The organism is Paenibacillus sp. OV219 (assembly GCF_900110075.1).
Classification (GTDB): Bacteria; Bacillota; Bacilli; order Paenibacillales; family Paenibacillaceae; genus Paenibacillus_Z.
Genome location: NZ_FOCJ01000003.1, coordinates 264,462 through 280,198 on the forward strand (window position 1 = coordinate 264,462; position 15,737 = coordinate 280,198).

Genomic DNA, 15,737 nt, shown 5'->3' on the forward strand with positions numbered 1-15,737 from the left:
GGGATCTACATAGGTGGCAAGCGGGAGTGTGGTTGGGGTAAGAAGCTGGTCAGGTGGACTACATGAGGGCGAATTGGTGGTTAGTCCGGTAAAGTACCTGGTCTGGTGGACCTCTCGAGGGCAAACTGTCGGTTTCTTGCGAAAGAAGCTGGTTTACTGGACTTCATCGCCTCCGCAGCCGCTACTATCAAAAAAGCCTCCCACCCTCATTTATTGAGGGTGGGAGGCTTTGCTATTGCAACCCATTACAACCCGCGCACCGCAGGTACGCGCGCTTCGACGAGCTCGCGGATCGCTTGCGGCGAGTCGAGGTCGAGCGCCTCGGCCGCCAGAGCCGCCATCTCCTGCTTGCTCAGCTGGCGGATCAAAGCCCGTGCTTCGAGCACCGCGTTCGCGCTCATGCTGAACTCCTGCAGGCCGAGCCCGAGCAGGAGCGGCACGGCATGCGGCTGGCCCGCCATCTCGCCGCACATGCCGACCCACTTGCCTTCGGTCTCAGCTGCGCGGATCACGCGTTCGATCAGCCGCAGCACAGCCGGCTGCATCGGGTCGCCGAGCGCGGTCAGCTTCTCGTTCATGCGATCAGCCGCCATCGTGTACTGCGTCAGATCGTTCGTGCCGATGCTGAAGAAGTCGACCTCCCGCGCGAAGCGGTCGGCCATCATCGCAGCACCTGGCACCTCAATCATAATGCCGACTTCGACGCCTTCGCCGACAGGCAAACCCTCGGCGACCAGCTCTTCGCGGCATTCCGCCAGAACAGCCTTCGCGGCGCGGAACTCCGCGAGCGTCGCGATCATCGGGAACATGATCTTCACGTTCCCGTGGGCGCTCGCCCGCAGGATGGCGCGAAGCTGCGCCTTGAATAAATCGTGTCGATCCAAAGAAATTCGGATCGCCCGATAGCCGAGGAACGGATTGTCCTCCTTCGGCAGATCGAGCAGCGGCAGCTCCTTGTCGCCGCCGATATCCATCGTGCGGATGACAATCGGAGCACCTGGCTTGAAAGCCTCAGCTGCCTTCTTATAAGCGGCGAACTGCTCCTCTTCCGATGGCAGCGTGTCGCGGCCCATGTACAGAAACTCGGTACGGAACAGGCCGATGCCTTCCGCACCCGCAGCACGTGCGCCCGCCGCATCGTCCGGGGAGCCGATGTTCGCGGCAAGCTCCACATGGACGCCATCGGCAGACACCGACTCTTCGTCCAACAATGTACCGAGCCGCTCACGCCGCTCAATCAGCACCTGCTGGCGCCTTCGATAATCCTGCACAACTGCTGGGTCCGGATCAACGAACAGCTCGCCCGTCGAGCCGTCGACGATTAGCAGCTGCCCGTTCTTGATGGCCCCGAGCTCACGGCCCATGCCGACGATAGCCGGGAAGCCTGATGCCCGCGCAATAATCGCGGAATGCGAGGTGCGTCCGCCGATCATCGTCACGAAGCCGGCTACGGCGTCCTTGTTCAGCTGCGCTGTATCGGACGGCGTGAGATCCGCCGTCACGAGCACAACAGGGTCGCCATCCACCGACGATGGCACCCCTGCGCGGCCGGTCAGATGGCCGATTACGCGTCCGCATACGTCGCGAATGTCTGCGGCGCGCTCGCGCAAATATTCATCATCGAGGCTCTCGAACATCGCCGCGATTTCGTCCCGCGCCGCCACAATGGCTGCTGCGGCAGGCTTCAGTTCATCCCCGATGAACTGAAGTGCACGGCCGATAAGCTCCTCGTCTTCGAGCAGCAGCAAATGCCCTTCAAAAATCTCCGTCTCTTCTGACCGTCCATCAGAAGCCATCCGGTCGCGCAGCCTGCTAATGTCCGCGATGCTTGCGGCGACGGCTGCTTCCAGTCGCTTCGTCTCGCCAACGACAGCGAACGCCTCGATTGAAGTGGGAAGGGCTGCTTCGTCGAGCTGTTCAATGACCCAAGCCGGGCCGATCGCGATGCCAGATGATGCGGCAATACCGCTCAGCTTCATTTCGCGTGCTCCGCTAATATCGCGCCGATTTCTTGCTGCGCTGCTTCCGCCTGATCACCTTCCGTGACCACGATTACGCTGTCGCCGTGCTTCGCGCCGAGCGTCAGCACGTTGACGAGACTTTTTGCCGCTACGCGCTTGCCGTCTTTCTCCAGAAATACTTCAGTGCCAGCATATTTCTTAACCGCTTCTACAATCAGTTTCGCAGGGCGAACGTGGATGCCAAGCTCGCTGCCAATCGTGTATGTGTTTTCCATGAAGTAGGTTCCTCCTCGGTTATCTCCTCAGTTATCTCCTCTGTTATCCTCACGCAATGTATAGAAGCGCGGAGAGAACAGCTTCCAATGCCGTCTCCCGCGCGCCCATCGCTAATCCTTACATCAATTTCTTAATATCGTCCTTCAAACGCTCGGATTGCGTACCGAAAATAACCTGCACGGCGCCGGAGCCAAGACGCATAACCCCGGAAGCGCCCAGCGCTTTAAGCGCGGAATCATTGACGGCTTTATCGTCTTTCACAACAAGGCGTAGACGTGTAATACATGCATCGATGCCGACGATGTTATCCGAACCGCCGATGTTCTCAAGCACGCGAGCTGCTTTATCATTGCCTCCAGCCGTGCTACCTTTGCCAGCAGCACCAGTGCGCTGCTCTGGCGTTGTGCCGACAAGTGCATCATCGTCTTCACGGCCAGGTGTTTTGAGGTTGAACTTCACGATCACGAAGCGGAACAGGAAGTAGTACACAACCGCGAACACAAGACCGATTGGGATCAGAAGCAGAGGTTTCGTCGCCAGAGGGTAGTTGACCAAGTAGTCGATCAAGCCTGCTGAGAAGCCGAAGCCATGCTTAATGCCAATCGTATAGGTGATATATCCGGATAGGCCAGTCAGAACCGCGTGGATGACATAAAGGCCTGGAGCGACAAACATGAACGCGAATTCAAGCGGCTCCGTAATACCAGTTAGGAACGAAGCAACGGCTGCACCGACGAATACGGAAGCAATTGCTTTGCGCTTCTCAGGGCGGGCTGACTGAATAATCGCCAGCGCACCTGCAGGAAGCGCGAACATCATGATCGGGAAGAAGCCTGTCATGAACATGCCCGCTGTCGGGTCTCCGGCGAAGAAACGAGTCAAGTCGCCATGCACGACTTTGCCTGCTGCATCTGTGAAATTGCCGATTTGGAACCATGCAATCGAGTTGATGATGTGATGCAGGCCAAAAGGAATCAGCAACCGGTTCGCCATCATGAAGATGCCGGAGCCGATACCGCCGAGGTCAACAACCCATTGTCCGAAGTCATCGAGTACGTTCTGGATTGGACCCCAGATCAGACCGAAGATGAGGCCGATAATAACCATCGCAAGCGATGTGATGATGGGTACGAAACGTTTGCCCGAGAAGAAGCCGAGCCAGTCGGGAAGTTTGATATTATGATATCGATTGTAGAAGAATGCCGCGAACATACCTGCGATAATACCGCCAAGCACGCCCATGTCGAGCTTTGCGTCCTTACCGACGAAGTCAGCGAATGCAACTGGCACCTTAGCCAGGACGTTCGTCAGTACCAAGTAAGCGAGTACGGCAGCCATTGCTGCTACAGCGTCACCGGCAAGGCCGATGGCAACGCCGACCGCGAACAGAAGCGGCAAGTTATCGAATATCGCGCCGCCGCCGGCAGCGAGGAATGGTGCCACGTATTGATTCAGCCAACCGCCGAACCCTTCGCCAAAATGAAAATCAGTGACATAATTGATGTTACCGAACCGCAGCAGTATGGACAGCGCTGGGAGAACGGCAACGGGAAGCATGAGTGCTTTTCCGATTCTTTGCAGAAATGCTAACATGTCATCTCCATCCTTTCAAGATAGTGTAATAGCCTAGCCTTTACCGTATTTGCGTTATGCAAGCACCGCACGAATGACGGTCGTATCACCTGACAACACATCGCCGAACAACGTTTCCATCTCCGCTACCGTCTCGCCGTTGGCAATAATGACTGGTGTAATGACCGGATAGCCGGCAGCTTTAATTTTGTCGATATCGAACTCAATGAGCGTTTGGCCTGCTTTGACCGTGTCGCCTGTTTGAACGTGGCCTGTGAAGCCTTCGCCTTGCATTGCTACCGTGTTGATGCCGATATGCGCAAGCAGCTGAATACCTGATTCATGCTCAATGATGACAGCATGGTTGGTATGAATGACATGCGCTATCGTTCCGTCGAATGGCGCGATCAGTTTGCCGACAGTCGGCTCAATGGCAACGCCATCGCCCATATGCTTGCCTGCGAAGGCTTCATCCGGCACCTCCGCGAGCTGTACGGCTTTACCTGTGAGAGGAGAGACGATCTCAAGCATTGCTTTCTTCGATTTAAACAACTTACCTAGCATAATTTCCTTCACTCCTTAACGGGATGATCTTGTTCTAGCCCTTGGAAAAAGCGGTACAACTCAATTGCTATGTAGCCGACCTCTTCATCCGGTACAGCTGTGCCTAGCCGCTCTGCCATAAGTACGGACAGGTCCTGCGCTAGGGCATAATCACCCTTGAACTTCTTCCGAAGCTCCGGCAGAAGCGGATTCGCCATATGCTTCCCAAGACTAATCCGCTCGACTGTATACCTGAGGTCAGTAACGAGCCGCCGATAGTCCATACTGTCCCGGGAGATGGCTATTGCTTTGCGTGCTTCGATCCGCTCAATCAGCTCCGTCACGACATTCGTGAACTTGGCGAGCTCCCAAGCGGCAACATTCGTGAAAGCGGAATGGACGTGGTACGTGAGGAAGCCAATCTCATCCTCGGGCACGTCTACCCCGAACGTCTTCTGTATCAAGGCAGCTGCACGGCCAGCAGCTTCATATTCAGCCGGAAACCACAGCTTCGTCTCTTGGAGAAAAGGATTATTGATCTCCATGTCATTGCGAAGCCGATAGAGCACGAACTGAATATGGCTTGGCAGCGAGTAATACACTTTGTTGTTGAGCGGCCCACCGAACCTCTCCTCGATATCAGCGAGAATCGCCTCTGTAATGCGGATAACTTCAGGATCGGTTTCCTCCATCATGGCGTGATAATGCTTCATCTGCTTCGGATCGTCTAAGCGGAATCGTTTCTCAATCTGCTTATCGTCAGACAGAAGCTCGCCGGATTTGCTGCCGAACCCGATGCCTTTCCCCATGAGCACATACTCCATACCATCATCCGACTGTGCCAAAATGACGTTGTTGCCGATGACGCGTTCAATTCGAAGCTGCGATTCACTCTTCATGCCGAAACATACACCTCGCACCTGCTTAGTATGGCAATTGGGCACAAAAAAGAGCCAAGAAAAATTCCGCTGGCAGCAGAAAGTTTCTTGGCTCATGCCCTTCATGTAAGGTAACACGCCATTCGTAATGAAATACGCAGGCTCATCATATCGTAGGGAAGCGTTTTCGTCAATGAGGTGCACAAAGCACAATTTCTGGATATGCGAGAGGGTAAGAAGTGCTCATGCACATGGTATACTGGAGACAACAATTTTGCTCTGATGAGAGGAAGAACTATGATGGCACTAACAGGCGCGGACATTCACGGCGTCATTCTGGCAGGCGGTCAGAGCAGTAGAATGGGGACGGATAAAGCGTTGCTGCCGGTTGGCGAAAAGGTGCTGCTGCGCATCATTGCCGAGCAGATGCTGAGCGCTGGAATTGGCGGTAAAATCATCATTTCAGCAGGGGACGGACAGCGAGAAGAGGTCTATCAGCAGGCGCTGTCTGGTGTCCAGGCACCGCTTGAATTTGTCCGCGACACGTATAGGGATTGTGGTCCGTTAGCCGGTTTGCATACGGCGTTGTCGGTCATTCCGGGACAAGCTTATGGCTTCGTCATGGCCTGCGATATGCCAGTGCTGTCGGAACCATTGCTCGCGCGAATGATCTCTTCTGCCGAGGCAGCGGCATTCGAGGGTGAAGGCCGATCGGCTGTCATTCGCACCACAGCGAATCAGCCTTTTCACGCACTATACAATACCAGCGTAGTCGCCCAGCTGCAGCAGCTTCTGGAGCAGCGGGATCTCCGCGTCATGTCGTTCTTGAAAGGACTGACTGCCCTTCAGCTTGAGCCAACTCCCCAAGAAGCATTGGCTTTCATTAACCTCAATACGCCGGAACTCTACGCACTGTACATGGCCGGGCAACGACGCTGATAGGAGTAGGTGCCGGCGTCTGCTCGTTCTGCCAAACGCAGTTTACTGCTTCTTCGAACAGGTGCTCTCGGCGTTGAGTGAACGTAAATTATCGGCTCCTCGCCTCGTTCTCCAGAGGTGCGTAGTTCGCGCCGCTTTGTCACCGTCTTCGCAAGATTTTCTCAACACACAGCAAACGTTCGTTTGTCACCGTCCACGCCTAGAATCTCTACACGCTCAGCAATCGCCATCTGTTGGCTCTTTAACCTCATTCCCACATTGTCTTGCGTTTCGCCCTCCATCCCCCTCCTCGTTCAACAATCCACACTTCGCACCGACTTGCGACTGTCATGCCTCAGTCACTGCGGATCTACCTCTAAACACACTGTATCCTCAAAAACATTGCATCTTACCTTCTCTTCGACCCTTTCTGCGAAATTGTAACGATATGTGACATCCCCTCCCTCTTTTTGTCGCTCTCTTCAGCTACTTTCACCAGTATCTGGAATGAATCGTTCACACTACACCCAAATTACGCAATATGTTATTATTTCTTACAAATGACTTGTCGTGTTATGTCGATGTAAGTTGTAGTGAAGGGCTGGAAAATTTATAATCGAGTCATAGAGGAGGCTGGGATTTATGGGTTCACGTACTGCATCGGCGGTGTCGCCGACTTATTGCAAAGACATAGAAGCGCTGCTGCGCAGCCATGCTAACCAGGAGGCTGCGGAGGCGATGTCGGCTTATATGCGGGGCTTGTTCCCTTTTCTCGGAATACGTACACCGGAGCGTACTTCGCTTACGAAGCAGTTCATGAAGGCGAATGGCGTTCCTTCTGGTGAAGCGCTCGAGAGGGTTGTTCGCGAACTGTGGGCGACGCCGGAGAGGGAGTTTCATTATACGGCGATGATTCTAATGGAGAAGCGTAAGAAGGAATTACGGCCTGAAGACGCGTCGTTACTGGAGTTTATGGTCACGACGAACTCGTGGTGGGACACAGTGGATCTCATTGCCAGCCACCTTGTCGGCACGTTGTTTGCGAAGCATCCGGAGATGGTAGCGCCATATACGAAGAAGTGGATGGATGAAGCGGACAACCTGTGGCTGCGCCGCACGGCGATTCTGTTCCAGCTTGGCTACAAGTCGAAGACGGATGTACCGCTGCTCTTCGATTTGATTCGCCGAACCGCGCATGAGGAAGATTTCTTCATTCGCAAAGCGATCGGCTGGGCACTTCGGGAGTATGGCAAGTCGGACGCCGCAGCGGTCAAACAATTCGTTGCCGGAACAGAGCTGTCTCGCTTAAGCGTAAGTGAAGCGCTCAAGCATATCGGCAGTTAAAGTTTGGAAAAACGGTAATTGACGGGGCAGAGCATACGTGGTAAAGTTAATTCCAACAAAGTAGGTAGGAATTATAGGAATAAGGTGGTGCCGAGATGAATCATCCTATAACGATTAAGAGCGGCGATTTGCAATTATCGGGCGTACTTCAGTACCCCCAGTGCGATCCAGAGACGAAATATGCGGCGAAGTTTCCGCTTGTTATTATATGCCACGGCTTTATCGGCAACCGAATGGGAACGGATCGTTTGTTCGTCGAAGCGGCGGAGCGGCTGACACGCAGTGGTTATCTCGTGCTGCGGTTTGATTACGGTGGCTGCGGAGAGAGTACCGGCGATTATGGCAGCGGAGGCCTGGATGAGCTGATTGCTCAGACACGTACCGTCATTGACTACGCGTCGAGTCTTGACCTTGTTGACCATGAGCGAATTACGCTGCTCGGTCATAGCCTAGGCGGTGCGGTTGCTGTACTCACGGCAGCGCGCGACAATCGTGTGAAATCGCTTGTGCTGTGGGCTCCAGTCGCGCATCCGTTCCTCGATATTCGCAACATTATCGGTGCGAAGGCGATCAAAGAAATTGAGACCGAGGGCAAAACTGACCATATGCACTACGAATTTACGAAGCGCTTCACAGATTCGCTTGCACAATATCAACCGCTGACAGAGCTGAGCGGCTACGGCGGTGAAGTGCTGATCGTACACGGCACTGCAGATATGGTCATTCCGGTCGATTATTGCTTCTTGTATCAGAAGATGTTCTGGCTTCGCAAGGAAGGTGGCTGTGATAAGGAAGTGATCCTGCAGGCAGACCATACTTTCTCGTCGAAATCTTCCCGCGAGCAGCTGTTTGCTACTTCGCTCCGATGGATTAATGCCATTGGCAAGCGACGGAATGATTGGAGTTTGTGGACAATCTAACATCAGATGTTAGAGTAGCCACTCTTTCTCATTATGAGAGAGGGTGGCTTTTTGCATTTAATGGGGGGATAGAGGTTCTTCTGCTCCGGATGAGGAAATAATAAGGAAATCACGATACGTTGAAAGTAGGTGATTTTCACGATGATTCGGAGCATGAAAGTCCGTGCCGCTGCGCTAACAGTTGCGATTCTATTGCTGAATGGCTGTGCTTCCCATGAACTTGCGGAGCAGCCTCCAGAAAAGCCCGCTCCTGGGCAGAACGGCGGAACGAATCAACATTCCGTTACTGAGCCGAACCAGCCTGTGGAGCCGACTACACCTGCCGATGAGCCGGATCAGCAGCCCCCTGCTGAGGAGCCGCCGCCGAAGTCGGAGATCGAGAAGCAGCTCAAGGAGATGTCGCTTGACGAGAAGCTGGGCTCCATGATAATTGCAGGCGTGGAAGGGAAGAAAGCGGACGCGCGGGCGAAGCGGATGATTGCGCAGCAGCATGTCGGCGGGGTTATTTTCTATAAGGATAATGTGGCGACGCCGAGCGGAGTCGCTGCGTATGTGAATCAGCTGAAAACATGGAACAGTGGGAACGCATCGCCGCTGCTCGTTACTGTCGATGAAGAGGGAGGCAGAGTTGCGCGTCTTCCTGGCCTTGTTGCCCTGCCAAGCGGGAAGGCAGTAGGCAATACCGGAGATGCGGCGTATGCGGGGCGAATTGGTCATTTGCTTGGAGAAGCGAGCAAGGCGATGGGATTTAATGTTGATTTTGCACCCGTGCTTGATATTAATAGCAATCCGAACAATCCCGTGATCGGTGATCGTTCCTTTGGAGCGACTGCGGACCTTGTGACGAAGATGGGGCTAGCTGTGATGGAGGGGCTGCAAGACGAGAAGGTTGTGCCGGTTGTGAAGCATTTTCCGGGGCATGGAGATACGTCTGTGGATTCGCATCTCGAGCTGCCGATTGTGTATAAAAGCTTGTCGCAGCTGAAGGCGTTCGAATGGCGTCCTTTCCAAGAAGCGATCGGCGACGGTGCGGATGTGGTTATGATAGCTCATATCCTGTTCCCGAAGCTGGATGCGAAGTGGCCGGCTTCATTATCAAAGCGTGTCATCACGGATGAGCTGCGAGGTACATTGAGGTTCGAAGGTGTTGTTGTCACCGACGATCTGACGATGGGGGCAATTGCCAATCATTACGGTATGGGCGAAGCGGCGGTGCAGGCGGTGAAAGCAGGCAGCGATATTGTGCTTATTGCGCATGAATATGCGAATGTGGACGCGGTTATTGCGGCGCTCAAGAAGAGCATAAGCAAGGGAGAATTGACCGAGCAGCGGATTAACAAGAGTGTGCTGCGGATATTGGCATTGAAGGAACGTTACGAGCTGTCGGATACGAAGGTGCCTGCTGTTCCTGATCTGAAGGTGATCAATGCTGCGATTCGGGAGCAAACGGCGGCAGCTGCGCGTGTAGTGAAATAGACGTGATCGAATAATTCCTATCGTCGCATCTCACACTAACAGCAGCTTGCTTGCGATAGGGGGCTCATGAGAAGTGATCGATGAAGCAATCGTTGCGATATTGGACGACCGGATTCAGACGTTGAAGAGTAAGCGGGGCACAATTATTCTGGTAGGCCCGATCTCGCTGCCGGTTAATTTGGACGGCGAAACCGTGCAGTTTCAGTGGTACTGCTGGCTGCCGTGCAAGGATCTCGTTCACAGCGAGGGTGGATGTCGGGAGAAGGAACGCACGGCGTACTTGATTGAGCAGCTGTCTGAGTCGAATTTGGCGGAGAAGCAGCAGTCGAGTGTGCTCGTCTACGGTGATTTCGCGAACCATGCAGATGCGCTCATTCGGATGCACAGTATATGCCATACGGGCGACATCTTCGGCAGTAAACGTTGTGATTGCGGTTTTCAGCTGCATCAGTCGATGAAGATGATTGTCAGCCATGGCACAGGTGCGCTGTTCTATCTCGCCAATCATGAGGGGCGCGGCATTGGGTTGTTCAGCAAAGCGATGGCATATATTTTGCAGGAGAAGGGTTATGACACGGTGGAGGCGAATCTGGAGCTAGGTTTTCAGGATGATACGCGCAGCTACGAGGACACGCTGCTCGTGCTGTCGCATCTGCGAAGCAAGCCGGTGACGCTTATCACAAACAATCCGAAGAAGCTTGCGGCGCTTAAGGCATCTGGGATGAACGTCGACGATCGCGTACCGCTGTGGGGCGATATTTCGGAGTTCAACCGCAAGTACTTGGAGACGAAGGTGAATCGGTCGGGGCATTATGCCGAGGAGCTGACAATACCGTGAGTTGGAGCAGAGAGACCCCGCGTTGGTTGAACGCGGGGTTGTTTGCGTGCGGCTCGGGCAGCTGGGATGGCTTCCGTTAGAGTGCAGCGAAAGCCTTATGGGAACGAATACAGCCGCGTCATTAGCCGCTACAGCTTATCCATCGCTTCAAGAATCTCGTCATCGACGAGATCCTTGAAATCGGTGTCGCGCAGATAGACGACCATCACGTTGTCCTTCTCGTAGATGCCCGGATGCACTTGCAGCTGCGGCATCGCCAACATCTGTTTGTCAAAATCCTTCCGGCCCCGAACCCGCTCTGCCTCGGAATCGAACACGTAAACGGACAGATTGACGACGGATGCGAGGGAATGGTCGGCTGCCTTGGTGGAAGGGTTGTCCGTGACCAGTCCCATCGCATACGTATCCATGCTATAAGTATCCGGGTTCACCCGGTCCAGCAAACGAGCATAGATGCCGCCAGGGAATCCGCCGCCTTTGACATGCAAGCCATGCAGCTTCACTCCAGCCTGTCGCATGGACTCGACCACTTGCTCCGAGGTCAGCTGCCGAGGTGCAGCAGCTTCGGCTGCACATCCGGTGAGCAGAGCCACGAGCAGCAGTGTAAGCACGGTAAACTTGAGCTTCATCATCGTAAGACACCTCCTGTACAAAAGATTTCAGTTTCTTCTCCAGACGATAAGGCTGCGGACATTAAGGCAGCCTCACTTCATTTCTCGTCTCATCCGGTGCAACCAGTGCAAGAGAACCGGATTGTTCCTTCACTTCTTCGCCGATGGTCCATTTGATGCCGAGCCGGGTGATGGTGCCGTCCGCAGCGATCTGACCCGCTTCCCGCCGTTCACTTGTGACGATGGAGCTATTGGTGAAATAGAAGAAGATTTTGCCAACCAAATCTGCTGGATACTTGCCCGTCGCTTTAGTGAACATGCGATCCATGAACAAGCGAAGCTCGTCCTTGTTTCCAAGTGGAATAAGCGCTCGCCAAGTGATCACGAAGAAGCCGCCTTTCAATTCGTAGAAAGCAGCCGTGTCGCCTGCTACCAAGAAGAAGCGGTTCGCTTCCCCGGCAGGGAACAAGAACGTTGCGGCGAAGCCTTCCCTCCCTTCTGATGGGTACATGGTTGGGATATTGGCATAACGAGCGTTCATTACACCCTTGGTTTTCACGAACATTCGCGCATCGCTCAGCTTACCTGTCGCGAGCAACTCCCGGTCGGATCGGCTTAATGGCGATTGAAGCAAAATGCTACCGTTCCCACGCAAGTCAACGAGATAACCGAGTGAATGGGCGATCATACGAAGCGGCACATAGACGCGATCCCGCCGAACAATCACTTCCGTATCGAGCGCTACGGTCTGCGGGTCCGGACTCACGTTTCCATATACAGCCGTAGCCGTCTTAGAGCCTGCCTTGAACACAATTGAATCCGACCATTTACGAACCGAAGCTGTCCGCGACTTGGCATCCCAAGCTACGGAGGCGTCAAGCGCGTCTGCGACGACGCGAAGCGGGACAAGTGCTCTACCATTCTCCACAATCGGAGTGAAATCGGACGAGGACGATACAGACTGATCGTTCACGATAATATGGCGCGTTGTTGACGCATTGGCGACCGAGCTCGCTGCCAGTAAACTTAGCGCGGCTGTGAGGGTAATTATTTTCTTCATGGGAAAGCCTCCTTTATATAAAGCTCAGACGTCTGGTCAGACGGGAAAGTTACGCTTCGTAACTCTTGACACCATCTCGCAAAGTCGTTATGATCACTTGAGGTCAGCTAACTAACGTTCGTTAGGCAATTGTGCAAGTAGTGTGCACGTTCAGATTACTCACTCAAAAGGGGATTGTGATTCATAATGACGGCGAACCGAATAAAGCATGCGGCGCTCACGCTATTCGCGGAGTCGGGCTACGAAGGCGTGTCTCTCTCGGAGATTGCGAAGTCGGTTGGCATTAAAACGCCGTCGATCTATGCCCATTTCGAGTCCAAGGAGCAGCTGCTTCTGGAGCTGATCGACGATGCGATTCGCGAGGAGCATGCGAAGTTTATGCAGATGCTGGCGGAGACGACGGATCATCCTCCGATGGACCGTCTAAACGCGGCATTTATCTTTTACACAGATTTGGACCACATTTCGCAAGGGCAATCCTTTCTGAAGCGGACGCTGCTCGTCCCGCCACGGCATCTGGAGGAGCGGCTTGGACAGGATTTTATCGCCTATGAGAATCAAGTATCAGAACATCTTATGGAACTGTTGAACCGCAGCGTATTGTCAGTTGGTGGCTTTCATCCAGAGTCAGAGCAGACAGAGCGTCTACTAGCGCTATTCTATGCCTTAATAGACGGTCTGCTCGTTGAATATAAATTGTACGATTCGGCGCTATATAGGAGGCGGCAAGCGCTCATCTGGGATTGCCTGCGGGAATCGGTAGAGAGGACGACGCCAAAGCCACAGCCGAGGGCTTAACACGAAAGGGGATTATATCATCATGGCATGGCTATTTCTGCTCATTGCAGGCTTGCTTGAAATTTGCTGGGCTTACGGGCTTCAGGCATCACATGGATTTACGCGGCTCGTACCGAGCATCATTACGGTAGCGCTGCTTATTATAAGCTTCATGTTCTTCTCGACGGCGATGCGTAAGATCGAGATCGGCACAGCCTATGCGGTATTCACAGGCATTGGAACAGTTGGTACGGTCATCACCGGCATCGTATTCCTGGATGAACCTGTCGATGTGCTCAAGCTGGTGTTCATCGCGCTGCTCATGAGCGGCATCATCGGACTCAAAATGATCGCTACTGATCCTGAAACAAGCGAGCCCACTGAAGTAAGCGGTTCGAAAGGAGGGGACAGCTAAGATGGAATGGTTGTATCTACTCGTATCGGGGCTTGGGGAAGTCGGCGGTGTGACGGGGATCAAGCTGTCGAACGGCTTTAAGAATTGGCGAGGAACGCTGCTCGCGCTGGGTGCGGGCTTCGTCAGCTTCTACTTCTTATCGCGGTCGCTCCAGGTCATTCCGATGAGTACGGCTTATGCTGTATGGACGGGAATTGGCTCGGTTGGCAGCGTCGTGCTCGGGATGACCGTATTCGGCGAATCGAAGGACAAACGCAAACTGCTCTTTATCGGTATGATTATTATCGGTGTGATCGGACTTCGAATTGTCGGCGGCGGGCACTAATCCTCTGCAGTGAAATATAAAAGCTGAGCGCGGAGTTATCCGCCTCAGCTTTTTCTCATTTATACCCCTGTATTCACGCCGCTCATCAGCCCGAGCATTTCCTCGGCTGGGTATGCACCCGACAACGAATAACGATTGTTGAAAACAACGAAAGGAACGCCGGTAATCCCGAGCTGCTGCGCCTTCCGTAGATCGGCATCAACCGCGTCTCCGCCTCCGCCGCTCGCGAGCTGCTTCTCCAGATCAGGAGTATTGACGCCAAGTCGCTCGGCAATGCTCATAATAGCGCTCAACTGTGCGACATCGACGCCTTCCTCGAAGTAAGCGCGGAACAGCTCCTCGACTGCATTAGCATGGTGCTCCTCCGGCAGTAAAGCGACGAATCGGTGCGCCAGCCGTGTGTTCGGCATGCGGCTCACCAAGTCAAAGCGGAATGTAACGCCGACAGCAGCACCAGCTCTAGTCACTTGATCCATCGCCCGCTTCAAGGACTCCGGACCGCCCATCTTACGTGTCATCACTTCATCGAAAGCGCGGCCTTCTTCCGGCAAGTTCGGATCCAGCTGGTAAGCATGGTATGTCACAGTGACGGGTTCGTCGTTCTTCTCTTTCCACATTTCTATGGCACGGAACAGATTTTGCTTGCCGATGCGGCACCACGGACAGACAACATCGGAGTACAGATCAATATGCATATGGAAACGACAACCTTTCGCCCTTAGTTTGTCTGATGATGTAAGTTCAGTTGTTGATTTGCCGAATACGGACACTGTAAACTTATGCTAATCTCCATGCTAATGCAGTTTACACAATCAAGCAAGGGCGACAAGGCCCGTCCTGCTGCAAAATATGAGGTGACAAATCGTGATCGAGATCGGTTTATGCGGCTGGGGCGACCATTCCGAGCTGTACCGCGGTGCGGGCGCTGCCAAGAATAAGCTGCCCGCGTATGCGAAGTGGTTCCGCGTTGTCGAAGTGGACAGTAGCTACTATGCGATTGCGTCGCCGCAAACGATGGCGAAGTGGGCAAACGATACACCGGATGACTTCCGCTTCGTCATTAAAGCGTATCAGGGCATGACCGGCCATTCGCGAGGCAAAGGCGCCCATCCTTACGAGAACGAAGACGCAATGTTTCAAGCATTTCTCGATGCGATCACGCCTATTCGCGAAGCGGGCAAACTAATGGCGGTATTGTTCCAATACCCGCCATGGTTTAACTGCACGCGCGCAAACGTGGACGTGTTGCGGGCGGCGAAGGCGCGCATGGGCGATGTGCCGTGTGCGCTCGAATTCCGCCATCAGAGCTGGTACACGCCGGAGATGCAGGAGAAGACCATCGCCTTCACGCAGCGGGAAGGCTGGTTCCATACGGTCTGCGATGAGCCTCAAGCGGGCGACGGCTCGATCCCGATTGTCGAAGCGGCAACGAGTGAGGAGCTGACGCTAGTCAGGTTGCACGGGCGCAATACGAGCGGCTGGGTGTCCGCCGGTCAGCCGAATTGGCGTGACGTGCGCTACTTGTACCGCTACAATGACGTGGAACTGAACGATTGGGCGGAGCGTCTGCACCGCCTCGCTGGGCAATCGCGCACCGTATGCGTGCTGTTCAACAACAACTCCGGCGGCGATGCGGCGGACAATGCATTGCAGCTAATGGCGATGCTGCACCAGCTGCCGCCGCGCGGCTCGTTCGAGCTGCCGCCGCCAGGCGACGCGGACGCGGAACAGCTTGAACTGTTCTAGATGACTGAATAGAGCTGCCCCTGATATCACAAAATAAGACAGCTGCCGCCGTTGACAGCTTCAACTGTAACTGATAT

General features: G+C 54.1%; 17 protein-coding genes. 9 read left to right on the forward strand and 8 right to left on the reverse strand.

Annotation, left to right across the window (positions count from 1 at the left end):
* Positions 1–245 precede the first annotated feature (245 nt).
* The 5 genes from ptsP to BMY11_RS10895 all read right to left on the reverse strand — a co-directional run bounded on the left by ptsP (position 246) and on the right by BMY11_RS10895 (position 5,251).
* Entirely contained in the window at positions 246–1,979 is a 1,734-nt protein-coding gene (gene ptsP / locus BMY11_RS10875) for a phosphoenolpyruvate--protein phosphotransferase (RefSeq protein ID WP_090575119.1), read from the reverse strand.
* Positions 1,976–2,236 (reverse strand): HPr family phosphocarrier protein, encoded by a 261-nt coding sequence (locus BMY11_RS10880; RefSeq protein WP_090575122.1) that lies wholly within the window; start codon positions 2,234–2,236, stop codon positions 1,976–1,978. Before BMY11_RS10880 ends, ptsP begins: the two co-directional genes overlap by 4 nt.
* 118 nt (positions 2,237–2,354) lie before the next feature.
* Positions 2,355–3,830, reverse strand: coding sequence for an N-acetylglucosamine-specific PTS transporter subunit IIBC (gene nagE, locus BMY11_RS10885; RefSeq protein ID WP_090575125.1), 1,476 nt, complete (start codon positions 3,828–3,830; stop codon positions 2,355–2,357).
* Positions 3,831–3,884: 54 nt separating this feature from the next.
* Positions 3,885–4,373, reverse strand: coding sequence for a PTS sugar transporter subunit IIA (locus tag BMY11_RS10890; protein ID WP_090575127.1), 489 nt, complete (start codon positions 4,371–4,373; stop codon positions 3,885–3,887).
* Positions 4,374–4,381: 8 nt separating this feature from the next.
* Positions 4,382–5,251, reverse strand: coding sequence for a PRD domain-containing protein (locus BMY11_RS10895; protein WP_090575130.1), 870 nt, complete (start codon positions 5,249–5,251; stop codon positions 4,382–4,384).
* A gap of 276 nt (positions 5,252–5,527) precedes the next feature.
* On the opposite strand from BMY11_RS10895, the gene BMY11_RS10900 reads away from it, so the two are divergent.
* From BMY11_RS10900 to BMY11_RS10920, 5 genes are all read left to right on the forward strand, one after another.
* Positions 5,528–6,169: a molybdenum cofactor guanylyltransferase gene (locus BMY11_RS10900; protein ID WP_177182594.1), complete on the forward strand. Its 642-nt coding sequence runs from the start codon at positions 5,528–5,530 to the stop codon at positions 6,167–6,169.
* 621 nt (positions 6,170–6,790) lie between these two features.
* Positions 6,791–7,492, forward strand: coding sequence for a DNA alkylation repair protein (locus BMY11_RS10905; RefSeq protein WP_090575136.1), 702 nt, complete (start codon positions 6,791–6,793; stop codon positions 7,490–7,492).
* A 95-nt stretch (positions 7,493–7,587) separates the two neighbouring features.
* A complete protein-coding gene (locus tag BMY11_RS10910) occupies positions 7,588–8,412 on the forward strand; it encodes an alpha/beta hydrolase family protein (RefSeq protein ID WP_090575140.1) in 825 nt (274 codons plus the stop codon).
* Between the two features lie 141 nt (positions 8,413–8,553).
* Positions 8,554–9,888 carry a beta-N-acetylhexosaminidase gene (gene nagZ / locus BMY11_RS10915; protein WP_256217407.1) on the forward strand — a complete coding sequence of 445 codons (1,335 nt, stop codon included), beginning with the start codon at positions 8,554–8,556 and terminating at the stop codon, positions 9,886–9,888.
* 73 nt (positions 9,889–9,961) lie between these two features.
* Positions 9,962–10,726 (forward strand): GTP cyclohydrolase II, encoded by a 765-nt coding sequence (locus tag BMY11_RS10920; RefSeq protein WP_090575143.1) that lies wholly within the window; start codon positions 9,962–9,964, stop codon positions 10,724–10,726.
* A gap of 128 nt (positions 10,727–10,854) precedes the next feature.
* On the opposite strand, the gene BMY11_RS10925 is transcribed toward BMY11_RS10920, so the two are convergent.
* On the reverse strand, positions 10,855–11,358 hold the full coding sequence (locus BMY11_RS10925; RefSeq protein ID WP_090575146.1) for a hypothetical protein: 504 nt from the start codon (positions 11,356–11,358) through the stop codon (positions 10,855–10,857).
* Positions 11,359–11,419: 61 nt separating this feature from the next.
* Positions 11,420–12,397, reverse strand: coding sequence for a copper amine oxidase N-terminal domain-containing protein (locus BMY11_RS10930; protein WP_090575148.1), 978 nt, complete (start codon positions 12,395–12,397; stop codon positions 11,420–11,422).
* 186 nt (positions 12,398–12,583) lie between these two features.
* On the opposite strand from BMY11_RS10930, the gene BMY11_RS10935 reads away from it, so the two are divergent.
* From BMY11_RS10935 to BMY11_RS10945, 3 genes are read left to right on the forward strand one after another with little or no spacing between them, the layout of a single operon-like run.
* Positions 12,584–13,195, forward strand: coding sequence for a TetR/AcrR family transcriptional regulator (locus BMY11_RS10935; protein ID WP_090575151.1), 612 nt, complete (start codon positions 12,584–12,586; stop codon positions 13,193–13,195).
* 22 nt (positions 13,196–13,217) lie between these two features.
* Positions 13,218–13,589: a DMT family transporter gene (locus BMY11_RS10940; protein ID WP_090575153.1), complete on the forward strand. Its 372-nt coding sequence runs from the start codon at positions 13,218–13,220 to the stop codon at positions 13,587–13,589.
* Between the two features lies 1 nt (position 13,590).
* Positions 13,591–13,914: a DMT family transporter gene (locus BMY11_RS10945; protein ID WP_090575156.1), complete on the forward strand. Its 324-nt coding sequence runs from the start codon at positions 13,591–13,593 to the stop codon at positions 13,912–13,914.
* A gap of 59 nt (positions 13,915–13,973) precedes the next feature.
* On the opposite strand, the gene BMY11_RS10950 is transcribed toward BMY11_RS10945, so the two are convergent.
* Positions 13,974–14,609, reverse strand: coding sequence for a DsbA family oxidoreductase (locus BMY11_RS10950; protein ID WP_090575159.1), 636 nt, complete (start codon positions 14,607–14,609; stop codon positions 13,974–13,976).
* Positions 14,610–14,778: 169 nt separating this feature from the next.
* On the opposite strand from BMY11_RS10950, the gene BMY11_RS10955 reads away from it, so the two are divergent.
* Positions 14,779–15,660: a DUF72 domain-containing protein gene (locus tag BMY11_RS10955; protein ID WP_090575162.1), complete on the forward strand. Its 882-nt coding sequence runs from the start codon at positions 14,779–14,781 to the stop codon at positions 15,658–15,660.
* The last annotated feature ends 77 nt before the right edge of the window (positions 15,661–15,737 follow it).